We start from the raw sequence: 14112 nt of genomic DNA, 5'->3' as shown, positions 1-14112 counted from the left end.
CGCGGCGAGGGAGACGGTGAGCGGCGTGATCAGGTTCAGCTCGACGACGCGGGCATGCCGCTCGACATCCCCACTGGCCAACGGCCGGTAAGGGCTGCCCCCCACGTTGTTGACGAGGACGTCGAGGCGCGGCAGACGCCCGACGAAGTCGAACACGGCAGTCCGGTCCCGCAGATCGACAGCCCTGAACTCCACGCCGGGCACGGGGACTTCGGGCGGCCGGCGAGCGCAGACCAGCACCTCCGCGCCCGCCTCGACGAGGGCTCGGGCGATGCCCGCGCCGACTCCGCGGGTGCCGCCGGTGACGAGGGCGACCCGCCCGCGCAGACGACCACTCACGGTGTCTTTCCCCACGCCGTCCCCGACACCGTCTCCAGCGCCGTGCCCAGTGGCGTGCCCAGCTCCGCCTCCAGTGCCGTTCACCGTCCTGTCCGCCGGCCTGTCCATCGGGCTGTTCAAAGCCGTTCGATGATCGTCACGTTCGCCTGTCCCCCGCCCTCGCACATCGTCTGGAGGCCGAACCGCCCGCCCGTACGCTCCAGTTCGTGCAGCAGGGTCGTCATCAGCTTGACGCCGGTCGCGCCGAGGGGATGTCCGAGGGCTATCGCGCCGCCGTTGACGTTGACCCTGGCCGGATCGGCGCCCGTCTCCTTCAGCCAGGCCAGGACGACCGGGGCGAAGGCCTCGTTGATCTCGACGAGATCGATGTCGTCGATGGACATGCCGGTCTTCTTGAGGGCGTGGGCGGTGGCCGGGATCGGCGCCGTCAGCATCCGGATCGGGTCCTCGCCCCGTACGGACAGATGGTGGATGCGGGCCCGGGGCCGCAGCCCGTGTTCGCGGACCGCCCGCTCGGAGGCGATCAGCATCGCGGCGGCGCCGTCGGACACCTGGGAGGAGACCGCGGCGGTGACGGTGCCACCGTCGATGACGGGCTTCAGGCCGGCCATCTTCGCCAGGGAGGTGTCCCGGCGCGGGCCCTCGTCGACGGTCACCGCCTCATAGGCCACGGTCTCGCGCGTGAACCTGCCCTCGTCGATGGCCAGGACCGCCCGCTCGTGCGAGCGCAGCGCGTACTCCTCCTGGTCCTGCCTGCTGATGCCCCACTTGGCGGCGATCATCTCGGCGCCCGCGAACTGGTTCACCGGCCGTTCCCCGTACCGTGCCCGCCAGCCCGCGCTGCCCGCGAAGGGGCCCTCCGTGAGCCCCAGGGGCAAGGCCGCCTGGCGGGAGGCGAAGGCGATCGGGATCATCGACATGTTCTGGACGCCGCCCGCGACGACCAGGTCCTGGGTGCCGGACAGCACCGCCTGGGCGGCGAAGTGCACGGCCTGCTGGGAGGAGCCGCACTGCCGGTCGACGGTCACGCCCGGCACCTCCTCGGGCAGTCCGGCGGCCAGCCAGGAGGTGCGGGCGATGTCCCCGGCCTGCGGCCCCACCGTGTCCAGGCACCCGAAGACGACGTCCTCCACGGCGGCCGGGTCGACCCCGGCCCGCGTCATGAGCGCCGTCAGCGCGTGTGCGCCCAGGTCCGCCGGATGGACACCGCTCAGACCACCTCCGCGCCGCCCGACGGGCGTCCGAACCGCTTCGACGATGTAGGCCTCGGCCATGGCAACTCCCTCGCGTATAAGGGCTGTTCACATACGGCTACTCACGTACGGCGATCCCGTCCAGCACCATCGACAGGTACTGGCGGGCGATCTCCTCCGGGCTGTGCTGTCCGCCGGGCCGGTACCAGGACGCGGCGACCCACACGGTGTCGCGCACGAAGCGGTAGGTGAGGCGGATGTCGAGGTCGGCGCGGAAGACGTCGGCGGCGACTCCGCGTTCCAGCGTGGACAGCCACGCCTTCTCGAACCTGCGCTGCGAGTCGGCGAGAAACGCGAACCGCTCCTGCACGACGAGCTGCTTGGACTCCTTCTGGTAGATCGCGACGGCGGCGCGGTGCCGGTCGATCTCCCGGAACGACTCGGTGACCAGCGCCTCCAGCGTTTCGCGCGGCCCGGACTCGGCGTCCAGGACGGTGTCGTACCCGGCCCACAGCTCGTCGAGGAACGTGCGCAGGATCTCCTCCAGCATCGATTCCTTGGAGTCGAAGTGGTAGTAGAGGCTGCCCGCGAGCATGCCGGCGTGGTCCGCGATCTTGCGTACGGTGGTGGCGTTGTAGCCCTGTTCGGCGAACACCTCGGCGGCGGTGTCGAGGAGTTCGCGGCGACGGGCCGGCGCGGCGGTCACCTGGAGCTTCTTCTTCGTAGGAGGCACGGTTCCATTGTTGGTCCTAGGGGTGCTGACTGCTGACGGAGACGACCTCTCCGGTCAGGTACGAGGAGTAGCCGGACGCCAGGAACACGATCACGTTGGCCACCTCCCAGGGCTCGGCGTACCGCCCGAAGGCCTCACGGGCAGTCAGTTCGGCCAGCAGTTCGGGGGTGGTCACTTTCACGAGGTGGGGATGCATGGCGAGGCTCGGTGACACCGCGTTGACCCGGACCCCGTACTCCGCGGCCTCGATCGCCGCGCTCCGGGTCAGCGCCATGACGCCCGCCTTCGCGGCGGCGTAGTGCGCCTGCCCGGCCTGGGCCCGCCAGCCGACGACGGACGCGTTGTTGACGATCACGCCTCCTGGCCCTCCCGGCCCGCCGGACGCGCTCTCGCGAAAGGCCCGCAGAGCCGCCCGCACGCACCGGAACGTGCCGCCCAGCGTCACGTCCAGCACCCTCGACCACTGTTCGTCCGTCATGTCGACGAGGGTCGAAGTGCCGCCCAGGCCCGCGTTGTTGACGACGATGTCGAGTCGCCCGTGCGTTTCCACGGCTGCGTCGAAGAGGGCCCGCACCTGGTGTTCGTCGGTGACGTCGCAGGGCAGCGAGCCGACGCCCTCGAACTCCCCGGCCAGCTCCTCCTCGTACTCCTTGAGCCGCCGTGCGTGCGCGTCGCTGATCAGCACCCGCGCGCCCTCCTCGAGGAACCGGCGCGCGGTCGCCCCGCCGATCCCCGCGCCCGCGGCCGCCGTGATGACGGCGGTGCGGCCCTTCAGCAGCCCATGTCCGGGTACGTACGCCGGACTGTCGACGTCTCCCATGGACCCACAGTACCTACCAAACACTTGTTAGGGAAGAGGATCCCATGCGCGTCTCAGCCGACGATTCCCTCGGCCCGGGCGGCGACCAGCCACTTCGGGAACTCGCCCACCAGCCGGTCGTACAGCTCGTCGTCCGACACGGCACGCGGATCCGAACCCGCGTGGAAGAAACCGGCGTTGTCGACGACCCGCCGCTGCGGCACCGCAAGTTCGTCGAGCTTGCGCAGGAAGTCGAACTGTTTGCTGCCGGCGTCCCCGAAGCCGATGAACTGCCAGAACAGCGGCAGCTTCGCCGACTTGCACACGTACCGTTCGGCGGCGGGTCTGCTGGTCGGGCCGCCGTCGGTCTGGAAGACGACGAGGGCGGGGTCGCTCGCCCCGCTGTCGAGGTAGTGCTCGATCACCGCATCCATGGCGAGGTGGTAGTTGGTTCTGCCCATGTGACCCAGGCCGGTCACGATCCGTTCGATGTGGCCCTGGTAGTTGTCGAGCGCGATGTCCGTCGTAGCGTCGATGTCGGTGGAGAAGAAGAAAACCGGAACGGTCCCGTCGTCGTCCAGGTGCGCGGAGAGACCCAACACCCGGTCAGCCAGCGCCTGCACGCTCCCGTCCTTGAAGTAGGGCCTCATGGAACCGGAGTGGTCGACCACCAGATAGACGGCGGCCCGCTGACCGTCGAGCCCGTGCCGTTCGACAGCCGCTCCGGCACTCTTGTAGAGGCTGACCAGCGCAGGCGCGGTCTCCTGCACTTTGGTGAGACTGATCGCCACCATGCCTGGCTCCCTCTCAGAGCGGACGGGACTGCTGAGGGTATGTCACCCGTACGGTCGCCCGGGCGGCATATGACCCTTCTGCACCCCGGCCCGTACCCTTGTGCCCCATGAAACGACCCGGCGTCCTCCTCCTCGCCGTCGCGCCGCTCCTTGCGGTGACCGCCTGTCTGTCCGTCGCGTCGGACGACTCCCGCGGCCCCGACGTCAGGCGGGTGAGGAGCGGCTCGCTGGACGCGGAGGTCACGCTCGCCGACCCGGCGAAGAAGGAGCTGGCCCAGCAGATCGTGGCGAGCGCCGAGAACGGGACGCTCGACTGGCGCAGTGCGTACGGCTATGTCGAGGACATCGGCGACGGGCAGGGTTACACGGCCGGGATCATCGGGTTCTGCACGGGCACCCACGACCTGCTCACCCTCGTCGAGGACTACACGAAGAAGCACCCGGAGAACGCGCTCGCCCCCTACCTGCCCGCCCTGCGCGAGGTCGACGGCACGGACTCGCACGAGGGGCTGGATCCGGGGTTCCCGGCGGCCTGGAAGCAGGAGTCGAAGGTCGCCGCCTTCCGCGACGCCCAGGACGAGAAGCGGGACAGCGGCTACTTCGCGCCGGCGCTGCGTCTCGCCGTCCGCGACGGGCTGGGCCTGCTGGGCCAGTTCGTCTACTACGACGCGATGGTCTACCACGGCCCGGGCAACGACCCGTTCAGCGTGGGCGGCATCCGCGCCTCCGCCCTGCGCGAGGCCGACAGTCCGGCGGAGGGCGGCGACGAGAAGACGTACCTGAGCGCGTTCCTCGACGCCCGTCGCACGGCGATGCTGACCAAGCGGCCGGGCGTGAACACCAGCCGCGTGGACACGGCCCAACGGCGCTTCCTCGACGAGGGGAACCTCGACCTGCGTACACCGCTGGAGTGGAAGGTGTACGGGGACGCGTACAAAGTGTCCCGCTGAGGTCCGTTCCGGCGCCGGACGCGCCGCGGCGCCCGCCATTGTCCGGTCGGGGACTGTGGCGAGCGCCGTGGTGTATTCGTTCCGTACGCCGTTGTACGGGACGTCTTTGGGGGGACCGTCAGACCATCAGGGAACGGTCCGTCGGGCGGATCGGGGCCGGGAGGTCGCTCGCGCCCGTGAGGAAGCGGTCGACTCCGCGAGCCGCGGAGCGGCCCTCGGCGATGGCCCACACGATGAGCGACTGGCCGCGGCCGGCGTCACCGGCGACGTACACGCCGGGGACGTTGGTCTGGAAGTCGGCGTCGCGGGCGATGTTGCCGCGCTCGTCGAGGTCCAGGCCGAACTGGTCGACCAGGCCGTTGTCGCGGTCGGTGCCCGTGAAGCCCATGGCGAGAGTGACCAGCTGGGCGGGGATCTTGCGCTCCGTGCCCGGCTTCTGGGTCAGCTTGCCGTCGACGAACTCGACCTCGGTGAGGTGCAGCCACTGCACGTTGCCGTGCTCGTCGCCCTCGAAGTGGGTCGTCGAGACGGAGTAGACGCGCTCGCCGCCCTCCTCGTGCGCCGAGGTGACCTTGTAGAGCATCGGGAAGGTCGGCCAGGGCTGACCCGGGGTCCGGTCCTCGCCCGGGCGGGGCATGATCTCCAGCTGCGTGACGGAGGCCGCACCCTGACGGTGGGCGGTGCCCACGCAGTCCGCGCCCGTGTCGCCGCCGCCGATGACCACGACGTGCTTGCCCTCGGCGGTGACCGGCGGGGCCACGAAGTCGCCCTCCTGCACCTTGTTCGCCAGGGGCAGGTACTCCATCGCCTGATAGACACCCTTGAGCTCGCGGCCGGGGACCGGGAGGTCACGGGCGGTGGTCGCACCGGCGGCGATCACGACCGCGTCATACCGCTTGCGCAGGTCCGTCGCCTTGAGGTCGCGGCCGATCTCGATGCCCGTACGGAAGCGGGTGCCCTCCGCGCGCATCTGCTCGATACGGCGGTTGATGTGCCGCTTCTCCATCTTGAACTCGGGGATGCCGTAGCGCAGGAGGCCGCCGATGCGGTCCGCGCGCTCGTACACCGCGACCGTGTGACCGGCCCGCGTCAGCTGCTGGGCGGCGGCGAGACCCGCCGGGCCCGAGCCGATGACCGCGACCGTCTTGCCGGAGAGGCGCTCCGGGGACTGGGGGGCGACGTCGCCCGTCTCCCAGGCCTTGTCGATGATCGAGACCTCGACGTTCTTGATGGTGACCGCGGGCTGGTTGATGCCCAGCACGCAGGCCGACTCGCACGGAGCCGGGCACAGGCGGCCGGTGAACTCCGGGAAGTTGTTCGTGGCGTGCAGCCGCTCGGACGCCGACGTCCAGTCCTCGCGGTAGGCGTAGTCGTTCCACTCGGGGATCAGGTTCCCCAGCGGACAGCCGTTGTGGCAGAACGGGATACCGCAGTCCATGCAGCGGCCGGCCTGCTTGCTGATGATCGGCAGCAGGGAGCCGGGAACGTAGACCTCGTTCCAGTCCTTGAGACGGACGTCCACGGGGCGGGACTTGGCGACCTCACGGCCGTGGTTCAGAAAGCCCTTGGGATCAGCCATTGGTCGCCGCCTCCATCATCTTCTCGGTGATCTCGGACTCGGTGAGTCCGGCCCGCTCGGCGGCGTCCTTGGCGGCGAGCACTGCCTTGTACGTGCTGGGGATGATCTTGCTGAAGCGCTCGACCGCGACGTCCCACTCGGCCAGGAGCTTCTCGGCGACCGTCGAGCCGCTCTCCTCCTGGTGGCGGCGCACGACATCGTGCAGCCACTGCCTGTCGGAGTCGTCGAGAGCCTCGACCGCGTCCGCGTTGCCGACGTTGACGTTGTCGCGGTTCAGGTCGATGACGTACGCGACACCGCCCGACATACCGGCCGCGAAGTTACGGCCCGTCTCGCCGAGGACGACCGCGTGACCGCCGGTCATGTACTCGCAGCCGTGGTCGCCCACGCCCTCGGACACCACCGTGGCGCCGGAGTTGCGGACGCAGAACCGCTCGCCCGTACGACCCCGCAGGAACAGCTCGCCGCCGGTCGCGCCGTACGCGATGGTGTTGCCCGCGATCGTCGAGAACTCGGCGAGGTGGTCGGCGCCCCGGTCGGGACGGACGATCACCCGGCCCCCGGAGAGGCCCTTGCCGACGTAGTCGTTGGCGTCGCCTTCGAGGCGCAGCGTGACACCACGCGGCAGGAAGGCGCCGAAGGACTGGCCGGCGCTGCCGGTGAAGGTGATGTCGATGGTGTCGTCGGGCAGACCGGCCCCGCCGAACTTCTTCGTCACCTCGTGGCCGAGCATCGTGCCGACCGTGCGGTTGATGTTGCGGATGGCGACCTGGGCGCGGACCGGCTGGGCGTCGGTCGCGCTGTTCGCGGCGAGGGCGTCGGCGGCGAGCTTGATCAGCTCGTTGTCGAGCGCCTTCTCCAGGCCGTGGTCCTGCTCGATGACCTGGTGGAGCGCCGCGCCCTCGGGCAGTTCGGGCACGTAGAAGAGCGGGGCCAGGTCCAGACCCTGCGCCTTCCAGTGGGTGATCGCCCGCTCCACGTCGAGGTTCTCGGCGTGGCCGACGGCCTCCTCGATGGTGCGGAAGCCCAGCTCGGCGAGGATCTCGCGGACCTCTTCGGCGATGAACTGGAAGAAGTTCACGACGTACTCGGCCTTGCCGGCGAACCGGTCGCGGAGGACCGGGTTCTGGGTGGCGATGCCGACCGGGCAGGTGTCGAGGTGGCAGACGCGCATCATGACGCAGCCGGAGACGACGAGCGGCGCGGTCGCGAAACCGAACTCCTCGGCGCCGAGCAGCGCGGCGATGACGACGTCCCGGCCGGTCTTGAGCTGGCCGTCGGTCTGGACGACGATCCGGTCGCGCAGGCCGTTGAGCAGCAGCGTCTGCTGGGTCTCGGCGAGGCCGAGCTCCCAGGGACCACCGGCGTGCTTGAGGGAGGTGAGCGGCGAGGCGCCCGTTCCGCCGTCGTGGCCGGAGATGAGGACGACGTCCGCGTGCGCCTTCGACACACCGGCGGCGACCGTGCCGACGCCGACCTCCGAGACCAGCTTCACGTGGATCCGCGCCTGCGGGTTCGCGTTCTTCAGGTCGTGGATGAGCTGGGCGAGGTCCTCGATGGAGTAGATGTCGTGGTGCGGCGGCGGCGAGATGAGGCCGACCCCGGGGGTGCTGTGGCGGGTCTTGGCGACCCACGGGTACACCTTGTGGCCGGGCAGCTGGCCGCCCTCGCCGGGCTTGGCGCCCTGGGCCATCTTGATCTGGATGTCGTCCGCGTTGACCAGGTACTCGGAGGTGACTCCGAAGCGGCCGGAGGCCACCTGCTTGATCGAGGAGCGGCGCGCCGGGTCGTACAGGCGGTCGGGGTCCTCGCCGCCCTCACCGGTGTTGGACTTGGCGCCCAGCTGGTTCATGGCGATGGCGAGGGTCTCGTGCGCCTCCAGGGAGATGGAGCCGTACGACATGGCGCCGGTGGAGAACCGCTTGACGATCTCGCTGACCGGCTCGACCTCGTCGATGGAGATCGAGGGACGGTCGCTCTTGAAGCCGAACAGGCCGCGCAGCGTCATCAGGCGCTCGGACTGCTCGTTCACGCGGTCCGTGTACTTCTTGAAGATGTCGTAGCGGCGGGTGCGCGTGGAGTGCTGGAGGCGGAAGACCGTCTCCGGGTCGAACAGGTGCGGCTCGCCCTCGCGGCGCCACTGGTACTCGCCGCCTATGTCGAGGGCGCGGTGCGCCGGCGCGATGCCGGAGGCGGGGTACGCCTTGGCGTGCCGGGCGGCGACCTCCTTGGCGATGACGTCGATGCCGACGCCGCCGATCTTGGTGGCGGTGCCGTTGAAGTACTTCTGGACGAAGGCCGTGTCGAGACCGACGGCCTCGAAGACCTGGGCGCCCCGGTAGGAGGCGACGGTCGAGATGCCCATCTTGGACATGACCTTGAGGACGCCCTTGCCGAGCGCGTAGATCAGGTTGCGGATGGCCTGCTCTGGCTCGCTGCCGGGCAGGAATGTGCCCGCGCGGACCAGGTCCTCGACGGACTCCATCGCCAGGTACGGGTTCACCGCGGCGGCGCCGAACCCTATGAGCAGGGCGACGTGGTGGACCTCGCGGACGTCACCGGCCTCGACCAGCAGACCCACCTGGGTGCGCTGCTTGGTGCGGATGAGGTGGTGGTGGACGGCGGAGGTGAGCAGCAGCGACGGGATCGGCGCGTGCTCGGCGTCCGAGTGGCGGTCCGACAGGACGATGAGACGGGCGCCGTTGTCGATGGCCGCGTCGGCCTCGGCGCAGATCTCCTCGATGCGGGCGGCGAGGGAGTCGCCGCCGCCGCTGACCCGGTAGAGGCCGGAGAGGGTCGCGGCCTTCATGCCGGGCATGTCGCCGTCGGCGTTGATGTGGATGAGCTTTGCCAGCTCGTCGTTGTCGATCACCGGGAAGGGCAGGGTGACGCTGCGACAGGAGGCGGCGGTCGGCTCCAGCAGGTTGCTGGCGGGGCCGAGGGAGGAGCGCAGGCTGGTGACCAGTTCCTCGCGGATGGCGTCCAGCGGCGGGTTGGTGACCTGCGCGAACAGCTGGGTGAAGTAGTCGAAGAGCAGGCGCGGACGCTCGCTCAGCGCGGCGATCGGCGAGTCGGTGCCCATGGAACCGAGCGGCTCGCCGCCGGTCTTGGCCATCGGGGCGATGATGACGCGCAGCTCTTCCTCGGTGTAGCCGAAGGTCTGCTGGCGGCGGGTGACCGAGGCGTGCGTGTGCACGATGTGCTCGCGCTCGGGCAGGTCGGAGAGCTCGATCTCGCCGGCCTCCAGCCACTCCGCGTAGGGCTTCTCGGCGGCGAGACCGGCCTTGATCTCGTCGTCCTCGATGATGCGGTGCTCGGCGGTGTCGACGAGGAACATCTTGCCGGGCTGCAGGCGGCCCTTGCGGACGACCTTCGCGGGGTCGATGTCGAGGACGCCGACCTCGGAGCCGAGGACGACGAGGCCGTCGTCGGTGACCCAGTAGCGGCCGGGGCGCAGTCCGTTGCGGTCGAGGACCGCTCCGACCTGGACGCCGTCGGTGAAGGTGACACAGGCCGGGCCGTCCCAGGGCTCCATCATCGTGGAGTGGAACTGGTAGAAGGCGCGCCGGTCCGGCTCCATCGTGGCGTGGTTCTCCCACGCCTCCGGGATCATCATCAGCACGGAGTGCGGCAGCGAACGTCCACCGAGGTGGAGCAGTTCGAGCACCTCGTCGAAGGACGCGGAGTCGGACGCCTCGGGCGTGCAGATCGGGAAGATCCGGTCGATCTTCTCCTGGTCGCCGAAGAGGTCGGTGGCGAGCTGCGACTCGCGGGCCGCCATCCAGTTCCGGTTGCCCTTGACCGTGTTGATCTCGCCGTTGTGCGCGACGAAGCGGTACGGGTGGGCCAGCGGCCACGACGGGAAGGTGTTCGTGGAGAAGCGCGAGTGGACGAGCGCGACGGCCGACGCGAAGCGGCGGTCGGACAGGTCCGGGAAGAAGGGCTCCAGCTGGCCGGTGGTCAGCATGCCCTTGTAGACGATGGTCCGCGCGGAGAGCGAGGGGAAGTAGACGCCGACCTCACGCTCGGCGCGCTTGCGCAGCGCGAAGGCCTTGCGGTCGAGGTCGATGCCCTTGGCGGGCACGGCGGCGCTGTCCGCGACGAAGATCTGCCGGAAGGCGGGCATCGTCGAGCGGGCGGTGGCGCCGAGAAGGCCGGGGGCGACCGGTACCTCGCGCCAGCCGAGGACGGTGAGGCCCTCTTCGGCGGCGATCGTCTCGATACGTGAGACGGCCTCGGCGATGGTCGGGTCCGCCTCGGTCGCCGTCTCCTCCGGGAGGAAGGCGATGCCGACCGCGTAGGAGCCGGCCTCGGGCAGCTCGAATCCGGTCACCTCACGGAAGAACGCGTCCGGGACCTGCGAGAGAATGCCGGCGCCGTCGCCGGAATCGGGCTCGGAGCCGGTGGCGCCGCGGTGCTCCAGGTTGCGAAGAACCGTGAGCGCCTGCTCGACCAGCGCATGGCTCGCCTCGCCGGTGAGGGTGGCCACGAAGCCGACGCCACAGGCGTCGTGCTCGTTGCGGGGGTCGTACATACCCTGCGCAGCAGGGCGAGCATCCATGAAGGACCACTTCTGGCCATTCTCGGAATGCTGGGACGGCTGGCGCGGCGTACGCATCGGCTCTCCCGTCGTCGTTGTGTGGCATATGCATTAAGCCGAGGGACGACGTTGGCCCTCTTGGAGTGCAAAATTTCACGCAGGTTACATGATGGGGCGATTCTCGGGAACTGGATATCGCGTACCAACATGCGGACACTGCGGTGCGCGGTGTGGTGACCGCGCCGCAGTGGAAGCAATGGGGGCCGAAGCGGACAGATCAGTGCCCCTCGACCCATGGCGAGGAGAGCGTCGTCGCCCGCCCCGCGGATGCGCCGCAGGCTTCATTGCCCACAGCGCTTACGGCTCATGCCCGGTGGTTAAGCGTTCGAAACCAGCGAGTAACGGCTACTTATGCGGCCCATCGCATAAGTGCACGATCACCTATCCTACGGCCGCACCGAACAGGTTGCCCAGGGCGTACGTCACACCGGCCGCCGCGCCGCCCAGCGCGAGCTGTCGCAGCCCGCTGTACCACCAGCTCCGTGCGGTCACCCGGGCCACCACCGCACCGCATGCGAAGAGTCCGACGAGCGCGACCAGCACGGCGGGCCACAGCGCGGTCGCCCCCAGAAGATACGGGAGTACGGGCAGCAGCGCGCCCAGCGCGAACGCCCCGAAGGAGGACACCGCGGCGACGGAGGGCGAGGGCAGGTCACCGGGGTCGATGCCCAGCTCCTCACGGGCGTGTATCTCCAACGCCTGTTCGGGGTCGCGCGAGAGCTGCCGGGCCACTTCACGGGCCAGCTCCGGCTCGACGCCCCGGGATTCGTAGAGCTCGGCGAGCTCACGCTCCTCGTCCTTCGGGTGCTTCCGCAACTCCCGCCGCTCGACGGCGAGTTCGGCCTCGACGAGTTCACGCTGCGAGGCGACGGAGGTGTACTCGCCGGCGGCCATGGAGAAGGCGCCGGCGGCAAGTCCGGCGAGCCCGGTGATGACGACGGTCTGATGCGAGACCGCCCCACCCGCGACACCGGTCATCAGGGCGAGGTTGGAGACGAGCCCGTCCATCGCCCCGAAGACGGCCGGCCGCAACCACCCTCCGGTGACATCCCGGTGGGTGTGGTTGTCGCGGTGCGCCTCGTGCAGCGCCGCCTCGGTCTCGATGATGGCCATGCCGTCCCTCAACTCGCTCGACTCCGAACCGGATTTAGACTGATTCCAGTTCTCGACAACACTAAAAGTACGCCCCGAATTCCCTTCCCGCCAGCAAGGAGAGGCTGCCCTCACCTGCACATTCGCGGCCTTCGCTCATCCGTGGGGGTGGTCGCACAAATGTCGACCGGGTGACGCTGGGGCGCCTGAGGCTCGGGGGAACCTCTGCGGTGGGACAGTTCCGAAAAGGGTTCCGCTCCCCCTCGATGGAGCTCCCGGAACCCTCCGGAGGAGAGGCCGCGTATGGCATCGATCGCCTGCATTCCCTCGGTCCCGGCGCCCCAGGACGCCGCCCTGCTCCGCGACAGGGCATGTGGCGCCCTGCTCGGCCTGGCCGTGGGGGACGCGCTCGGCGCCCCCGCCGAGAACATGAAGCCCTCCGAGATCCGCGCCCGCTGGGGCCGCATCACCGGTTACGTGGCCGAGAACCCCGCCGGGACGGACGACACGGAGTACGCGATCTTCTCGGGCCTCCTCCTCGCCCGGCACGGCTCTGCCCTCACTCCGGCACATGTGGAGGCGGCCTGGCACCAGTGGATCGCCGACCTCGACGAGGGCCCCTTCCGTGGCGCCGGTTTCAGTGAACGCGGCACGCTGGAGAACCTGCGCCGGGGTCTCGCGGCGCCCATCTCGGCCCAGCACCGGCACGCCTGGAGCGACGGTCTCGCCATGCGGGCGGCGCCCTTCGGCGTCTTCGCGGCGGGCCGCCCGGTCGAGGCCGCCCGCCTGGTGGCGATCGACGGCTCGGTGAGCCACGACGGCGAGGGCATCTACGGCGGCCAGGCGGTGGCGGCGGGCGTGGCGGCGGCGATGGCGGGCGCGCCGACCATCGCGGTGGTGGCCTCCGCGCTGGCGGTGGTCCCCGACGACTCCTGGACGGCACGCTCCCTGCGCCGGGCGGTCGCCGTCGCCCACCGGGGCGAACGCGCGGTCCGCTCCGCGGTGGTGATCGGCGGCTATCCCTGGACCGACCTGGCCCCCGAGGCGGTCGCCCTCGCCTTCGGCGCGTACGCGGCGGCCGACGGCGACTTCGAGGAATCGGTGCTGACAGCCGTCAACATGGGCCGCGACGCGGACACGACGGCAGCGGTGGCGGGCGCCCTGGCAGGCGCGACCCGGGGCGCCTCGGCCATCCCGCCCGAGTGGGCACAGGCCATCGGCCCGGCCCGCGGCACCTGCCTCCCTTCCATGGCAGGCCACCACATCCTCGACATCGCGGAACTGCTGACCCCGGGCGAGGGCGGCAAATGGGGCGCCACGAAGCCGGTCGTACAAGATCCCGCCCCGGACCGAACCGCGTACATCCTCGCCCCGGACCCCACCCCGACCCCCGAAACGGAGGCCCGGGGGTGACCCGACCCGAGGACACGAGCACCCCCCTTCATCTCCTCCGGTCTCCACTCCAGCCCCTCCGGGGTCCGATTCAGCCCCTCCGGCGGTTGAGGAGCGGGGGTTCGGGGGGGCCTGGTACACCGCCTACACGCCGTACCAGCCCGAGATCTCGCAGGGGCGCCTCGAAGCGCTGCTGAACTTCCAGACCATGGTCGCCGACCTCACCGGGCTGCCCACCTCGGGTGCCTCGCTGCTCGACGAGGCCACCGCGGCCGCCGAGGCGATGTCGCTGTCGCGGCGCATGGGCAAGAACAAGAAGGGGCTCTTCCTCGTCGACGCGGACGCCCTGCCGCAGACCATCGCCGTGATCGAGACGCGGGCCGAGCCCACCGGCGTCGAGGTCGTCGTCGCCGACCTGAGCGCGGGCATTCCGGACGACATCGCGGGCCGTGAGATCAACGGTGTGCTGCTTCAGTACCCGGGCGCCTCGGGTGTCGTACGCGACCTGAAGCCGGTCGTCTAGCAGGCCCACGGGCTCGGCGCCGTCGTCACCGTGGCCGCCGATCTGCTGGCGCTGACGCTGCTCACCCCGCCCGGTGAGCTCGGCGCGGACATCGCGGTCGGGACGACCCAGCGGTTCG

Annotated in this window: 10 protein-coding genes and 1 pseudogene; 3 read left to right on the top strand and 8 right to left on the bottom strand. The window is 70.1% G+C overall.

Annotated elements, in window-relative coordinates; all coding sequences use genetic code 11:
* From STRTUCAR8_RS12700 to STRTUCAR8_RS12680, 5 genes are all read right to left on the bottom strand, one after another.
* On the bottom strand, window positions 1-339 hold a 339-nt coding region (locus STRTUCAR8_RS12700; RefSeq protein WP_044472089.1), incomplete at its 3' end, for an SDR family NAD(P)-dependent oxidoreductase.
* A gap of 116 nt (window positions 340-455) precedes the next feature.
* A complete protein-coding gene (locus STRTUCAR8_RS12695; RefSeq protein WP_006376084.1) occupies window positions 456-1613 on the bottom strand; it encodes an acetyl-CoA C-acetyltransferase in 1158 nt (385 codons plus the stop codon).
* 37 nt (window positions 1614-1650) lie between these two features.
* On the bottom strand, window positions 1651-2265 hold the full coding sequence (locus tag STRTUCAR8_RS12690; protein ID WP_006376086.1) for a TetR/AcrR family transcriptional regulator: 615 nt from the start codon (window positions 2263-2265) through the stop codon (window positions 1651-1653).
* A gap of 16 nt (window positions 2266-2281) precedes the next feature.
* Window positions 2282-3085, bottom strand: coding sequence for an SDR family oxidoreductase (locus STRTUCAR8_RS12685; RefSeq protein WP_006376088.1), 804 nt, complete (start codon window positions 3083-3085; stop codon window positions 2282-2284).
* A gap of 53 nt (window positions 3086-3138) precedes the next feature.
* A complete protein-coding gene (locus tag STRTUCAR8_RS12680; RefSeq protein WP_006376080.1) occupies window positions 3139-3858 on the bottom strand; it encodes a vWA domain-containing protein in 720 nt (239 codons plus the stop codon).
* 107 nt (window positions 3859-3965) lie between these two features.
* Between STRTUCAR8_RS12680 and STRTUCAR8_RS12675 the strand changes: the two genes are divergently transcribed.
* Window positions 3966-4808, top strand: coding sequence for a chitosanase (locus STRTUCAR8_RS12675; RefSeq protein ID WP_006376079.1), 843 nt, complete (start codon window positions 3966-3968; stop codon window positions 4806-4808).
* Window positions 4809-4926: 118 nt separating this feature from the next.
* Here the strand turns inward: STRTUCAR8_RS12675 and STRTUCAR8_RS12670 are convergent, their stop codons facing one another.
* The 3 genes from STRTUCAR8_RS12670 to STRTUCAR8_RS12660 all read right to left on the bottom strand — a co-directional run bounded on the left by STRTUCAR8_RS12670 (window position 4927) and on the right by STRTUCAR8_RS12660 (window position 12100).
* Window positions 4927-6387, bottom strand: coding sequence for a glutamate synthase subunit beta (locus tag STRTUCAR8_RS12670; protein WP_006376087.1), 1461 nt, complete (start codon window positions 6385-6387; stop codon window positions 4927-4929).
* Window positions 6380-11005: a glutamate synthase large subunit gene (gene gltB / locus STRTUCAR8_RS12665; protein ID WP_006376089.1), complete on the bottom strand. Its 4626-nt coding sequence runs from the start codon at window positions 11003-11005 to the stop codon at window positions 6380-6382. Before gltB ends, STRTUCAR8_RS12670 begins: the two co-directional genes overlap by 8 nt.
* Window positions 11006-11368: 363 nt before the next feature.
* The gene (locus STRTUCAR8_RS12660) at window positions 11369-12100 is read right to left on the bottom strand and encodes a VIT1/CCC1 transporter family protein (RefSeq protein ID WP_006376081.1); all 732 of its coding nucleotides are present in this window, start codon (window positions 12098-12100) and stop codon (window positions 11369-11371) included.
* Between the two features lie 282 nt (window positions 12101-12382).
* On the opposite strand from STRTUCAR8_RS12660, the gene STRTUCAR8_RS12655 reads away from it, so the two are divergent.
* Window positions 12383-13492, top strand: coding sequence for an ADP-ribosylglycohydrolase family protein (locus tag STRTUCAR8_RS12655; protein ID WP_006376083.1), 1110 nt, complete (start codon window positions 12383-12385; stop codon window positions 13490-13492).
* Window positions 13493-13601: 109 nt separating this feature from the next.
* Window positions 13602-14112 (top strand): annotated as a pseudogene (locus STRTUCAR8_RS49580) (glycine dehydrogenase (aminomethyl-transferring)); the annotation flags it as partial.

Origin of the sequence: Streptomyces turgidiscabies Car8 (assembly GCF_000331005.1) — a bacterium.
Taxonomy (GTDB): domain Bacteria; phylum Actinomycetota; class Actinomycetes; order Streptomycetales; family Streptomycetaceae; genus Streptomyces; species Streptomyces turgidiscabies.
This window is presented reverse-complemented; position numbering and strand designations above follow the sequence as displayed.

Excerpts from the sequence above, each read along its gene's own strand:
- STRTUCAR8_RS12695 (WP_006376084.1), bottom strand. The coding sequence starts at position 1,613 with ATGGCCGAGGCCTACATCGTCGAAGCGGTTCGGACGCCCGTCGGGCGG.
- STRTUCAR8_RS12685 (WP_006376088.1), bottom strand. The coding sequence starts at position 3,085 with ATGGGAGACGTCGACAGTCCGGCGTACGTACCCGGACATGGGCTGCTG.
- STRTUCAR8_RS12680 (WP_006376080.1), bottom strand. The coding sequence starts at position 3,858 with ATGGTGGCGATCAGTCTCACCAAAGTGCAGGAGACCGCGCCTGCGCTG.
- STRTUCAR8_RS12675 (WP_006376079.1), top strand. The coding sequence starts at position 3,966 with ATGAAACGACCCGGCGTCCTCCTCCTCGCCGTCGCGCCGCTCCTTGCG.
- STRTUCAR8_RS12670 (WP_006376087.1), bottom strand. The coding sequence starts at position 6,387 with ATGGCTGATCCCAAGGGCTTTCTGAACCACGGCCGTGAGGTCGCCAAG.
- gltB (WP_006376089.1), bottom strand. The coding sequence starts at position 11,005 with ATGCGTACGCCGCGCCAGCCGTCCCAGCATTCCGAGAATGGCCAGAAG.
- STRTUCAR8_RS12660 (WP_006376081.1), bottom strand. The coding sequence starts at position 12,100 with ATGGCCATCATCGAGACCGAGGCGGCGCTGCACGAGGCGCACCGCGAC.
- STRTUCAR8_RS12655 (WP_006376083.1), top strand. The coding sequence starts at position 12,383 with ATGGCATCGATCGCCTGCATTCCCTCGGTCCCGGCGCCCCAGGACGCC.